A 3,019-nucleotide genomic window follows, 5' to 3' on the forward strand; every position below is an offset into this window, starting at 1 on the left:
ATCCAAAAATCACCTCACGGGGGGGGGGATACGATAATTTTCGTTTTAACTCAAACACTTTAAACCCTTTAAAAAACTATAAAAACTTTAATCTATTAAAACTTTCCCTACTCACTATACTTTCACTAAACTCTTTAGAAGCTGCCACCCAGGCAAATTATGATAAAGCTTCTAATACTTATGTAATTAAAAAACACCATTATAATAATAATGATGTTTATGATTATAATCTTGATACATATAAACTCTTAAGTGGTAAAAACTTCTATGGTCAAATGGCTAGCAATAAAAACCTTTCAAATATTACTTTAATCTATGATAATCCTAAAAACAAAGCTCATGAAAAAATGAATGATTTATATTTTAAACAAGACATACTCACTCCAAGTATTAAAGAAGATATTTTTGTAGTTAATGGCTTTCATAGTTCTAACTCAGCCAATACTACCCTAAATCAAATCAGCTATATACCTTTTTTAGTTTCAGCCTATACCTTTAATGCAAAAGCAAATAATAATACTCTAGTATTAAAAGCAGGGGAATTATCTTCAGTATATTATTTAAAACCTACCGATAAAGAAGTAATTAATCCTAAAGCTAGTGGCTTAGATAATAAATATAATTTTTTAATCACTCCAGCCATAGCAAGAAAAGGTGAAGCAAGTAATAATACTTTAAATTTCTTAAAAGATGCCTATGTAAATATGGGTGTTGAAAACACCTATACCCTACCTTTAAATGGTGCTCCTTATATCTTAGGTGCTTTTGGAGTTGATGCTAATACTAATAATAATACTGTGATATTAAATAAGGGGGTAAAGATAGACTTTCATACTACCCCTTATAAACAAAGCACTTTAGGGGATAATATTTTTGATGAGAGAATGACTCATGTAGTAGGAGCTTATACTTATAATGCTAATGCTAAAAATAATAAGGTTATTATAGATGGAGCTTCTTTATTAGTCCATGGTCCAAGTGGAGCTTATTCAACATCAGCTGCTACTCACTTAGGTGGAGCTTTTGTAGATGTAAATAACAATCAAAGCTATGAAGTAAGCAATAATAGTGTAATTATTAATGATTTAAAACTAGATTTAAGAGTGGATACTAAAAATACTCCATTAGCATACAATGCTATTTTAGTAGGAGCAGTTTATGGGGGTAAAATCATACAAGGTAATGCTTATAAAAACACCATAGATATAAAAGACTTACAAACCTTATTAGCATTAAATACTAATGTAGAAGTAAAAGCACTCTTAGACTTTTATGCAGGTATAACTAATAATGGTATAGCTAATGATAATAATATTAATATTACTCTTAAAAAGCCATTTGAAATCAATTCTAATTTTACAGGTAAAAATGAGTTTAATCTTTATGGTGGGGTAGCTACTAAAGGAGCTAGTAGAAATAGTATAAATATCAATGGAGACTTAACCAAAGGACTTACCACTGAAAATCATCAAGATAAAATTCAAATCACAGCAGCACAAACTCTAAGTTCTAAAGCAAATAATAACAATATTGTTATTAAAAACTCAAACATTGCTATGCCTTTATACTTATATGGAGTTAGTAAGGTTAGTTTAGATAATAAAGATTATTATGCAAGTAGTGCTAATGCTAATAGTATAGTTTTAGATAATGTAAAATCAGGTAGAAACCTCACTGCTATTATAGAAGCTGATAATTTAGAAAAAAACACTATAAAATATAATATGGTGCAATCTTTATCTAATGCTTCTAATATAGATAAAGGTTCTAAAATCATTTTAAGAGCTAATGAAAATGCTAATAATAATACTTTAAATATTAAAGATTATTCAAGTGCAGCTAGTTCTAATGTATATATTATTAATGCAAAAAATGAAAGCGCTAATAATACTTTTATCTTTGATAATTTAGCCCTAGGTACAGCTTCTGATAAAAGAGAAGGGGAAATAATAATTAGTGCAGGTATAGCTAAGAATACTCATGATAATTATACTCATATAAATAATTTAAATATAGATGAGTATAAAAACAACAAAGCTATATTTATAAGCGCTTCTGGAGTATATAGTGAAAATGATAAAAGCTATAATAATACCTTATATCTAAGTGGTAATACTAATATTTTTAACAATACCAATATAGATGTATTAGCAGGAAGTTTTTTACAAACTAAAAAAGACAATAACTTTGTATCAAAAGTTCTAACACATAAAAATGGTACTAATAATCATTTAGTATTAAATACAAATATAAAAGCAAATACTATTAATAACTTTGATCATTATAGCTTTATCTTAAAAGATGATACTAAAGCTTATTTAAATGCTAAAGAAGTGATTAATCTTTCTAAAGATAGTTCTATTAATGTATATACAAACAATAATGTAAAAAATAAAAGCATTATTTTAATGCAAAGTGAAAAAGGCTTTGTAGATGCAAATAATAAACACTTAAATCAAAAAGACTTACAAAGCTTATTAGAAACTATTACTAAAAACAATCAAAGCTTACATAAAAACATCAAAGCAAAAGTTCAAAAAGCTAAATACACTCTAAGTGTAAGTAAAGATGCAAAAAGCATAGTAGTGAATTTAAATTAAAACAATGCACCAAAAGGATTAATTATGAAAACACATAAACTATCAAATCACATCATACTCTCAGGCATAACAGTATCAATGTTATTTTCTCCACTAATGGCTTTACCTAGTGGGGGTAAATTTACTCATGGGACTAGTGGGACTATAACTTCTGGTAATGGTCATATGCAAATTAATGGCAAAGAAACAAACTCCGTCATTCAATGGGGTGGTGGTTTTAATATAGGTCAAGGTGAAAGTGTAAACTTTGGAGGTAATAGTAAAAACTACCTAAACATTGTTCATGGGACTAGTAAATCTACCATAGAAGGTGTATTAAATGCAAAAGGTAATAATGTCTTTTTAATCAATCCTAATGGAGTAATCATTACTAAAACAGGAACTATCAATGCTAATCGCTTTGTGGCTTCTACTTCGTC

Annotated in this window: 2 protein-coding genes; both read left to right on the forward strand. The window is 27.9% G+C overall.

Features of this window, described 5'->3' with window-relative positions; all coding sequences use genetic code 11:
- Positions 1 to 2,600 (forward strand): hypothetical protein (locus tag L8X28_RS08195; RefSeq protein WP_263666045.1); only part of this gene is annotated, 2,600 nt, incomplete at its 5' end.
- 24 nt (positions 2,601 to 2,624) lie between these two features.
- On the forward strand, positions 2,625 to 3,019 hold a 395-nt coding region (locus L8X28_RS08200; RefSeq protein WP_263666046.1), incomplete at its 3' end, for a filamentous hemagglutinin N-terminal domain-containing protein.

The organism is Campylobacter sp. CNRCH_2016_0050h (assembly GCF_025772605.1).
Taxonomy (GTDB): domain Bacteria; phylum Campylobacterota; class Campylobacteria; order Campylobacterales; family Campylobacteraceae; genus Campylobacter_D; species Campylobacter_D lari_D.